The organism is Streptomyces sp. 15-116A (genome assembly GCF_025290915.1).
In the GTDB taxonomy this organism is placed as follows: domain Bacteria; phylum Actinomycetota; class Actinomycetes; order Streptomycetales; family Streptomycetaceae; genus Streptomyces.
This window is the reverse complement of sequence record NZ_JAOCQE010000534.1, coordinates 1-1,389: the sequence shown is the minus strand read 5'-3', so window position 1 is coordinate 1,389 and position 1,389 is coordinate 1. Positions and strand designations below refer to the sequence as shown.

Genomic DNA, 1,389 nt, shown 5'->3' with positions numbered 1-1,389 from the left:
GCCCTGCGTGCGCCCCCTCGCGGGCCCGTTGGATCGGTCCGCCGCGCGCAGGCCCGTCCGGCACCCGCGATGCGGAGGGACTGTTTCCGGCCGTACCGGCACGCCTCCCGCCTCTCACAGGAGCGGGCCGTGCTCTGCCGTACCCCGGGATCCGGCCGAACTGCCCCCGGGCCGCCGCGAGCCACCGGCCGAAACTCCCGTCGCCTCGGAGCGCAGCCGCCCGCCGTCCACGTCGATGTCCGACGCGCCGCGCGCATCGCCGCTGATGGCGAACCCCGCCGGACAGCACCCGACCGGCGCCGCGTCGGCCCCGCACGTCACCGCGAGTCCGCCTCGTCACACCGGGGCCGGCCCGTACGCCACCGGCGTGCTCACCGGCCCCGCCGGGCACTCCCGGAGTGTTCGCGACGGCGTACACCGACGAGCCCGGCCCCGCTCCCGGCCCCGGGAGACAGGGCGAACTGATGCCTCAATCAGGGGAGTTAGGGGGCCAACAGGGGTACGCGTACCATGAATGATGATCAGGTGGCGTGATCGTACGGTTTTCGATGCGGGAATCAATGGCCATGATGGATTAGGACACGGGGCATCGCGTGCCACCGTGCGAGAAGGGGGACGCACCTTGCATCAGCCGCCCGCTCAGCGCAACGCCGTTGCCGCCCGGGAGCCCGGCCTCGCGGCGGGAGCCTCCGTCGTGGAGTCGGATCTGGCGGACCTCGCGGCACTGCCCCTGACCGCCGTGGACGGCCTCGCTCCGCTCCGGCCCGGCACCCGCCTTCTCACCGAGGTCCTGCGGTCGCGAGGCGGCATGAAGGGCGGAGGCGAGACGGGCCGCGCCGAATAGCGCCCTGCCGCGCGGGGAGCGCCCCGCAGCGCTTTCGCCTGCCCGCCCACCGACCGGAGGTCACCGGTGACGACCGCCGAGCAGCGTCCCACCCCGTTCCGCATGCCCGAGCACCTCTTCGCGGAACTGGCCGCGGGCGGGGGGTCCGCCGACGCCGTCGCCTTCCTCGAAGGGGCCGAACGTGCCCGCCGGTTGCTGCTCCTTCGCACCCTGTTGGACCACCTGGGCACCCTGACCACACCGCTCACCCCGGCTGCCGAGGCCTGGCGGCTGCTGAAGGAGGCGGCCGAGCGGTCGCCCGAGCCGGTCGAGCGTCTGCTGCTCGCACCGACGACCGGCGGCTGGATCGCGCACATGCTGCGCCGCGTGCACGGCACCGCGTCCGGACCGCCGCTGTGGGCCGAGGCGGGCCGGCTCAACGCGCTCACCGTCGCCGCCGCGCTGCAGGCCGGCACCGACACCGATCTGCTCGTACCGCTGGCCGGCGGGGCCCTGTCCCTGCCCGGGCTCGGCACGGCCTGCCTCCCGGAAGGCGCCGAGGGGCT

At 75.0% G+C, this 1,389-nt stretch carries 1 protein-coding gene and 1 pseudogene; both read left to right on the top strand.

The genetic code is table 11. The features are described 5' to 3' along the window. Positions 1–622: 622 nt before the first annotated feature. Entirely contained in the window at positions 623–844 is a 222-nt protein-coding gene (locus N4P33_RS35240; RefSeq protein ID WP_260830984.1) for a hypothetical protein, read from the top strand. A 66-nt stretch (positions 845–910) separates the two neighbouring features. Beyond that, positions 911–1,389, top strand: a pseudogene (locus N4P33_RS35235) (radical SAM protein); the annotation flags it as partial.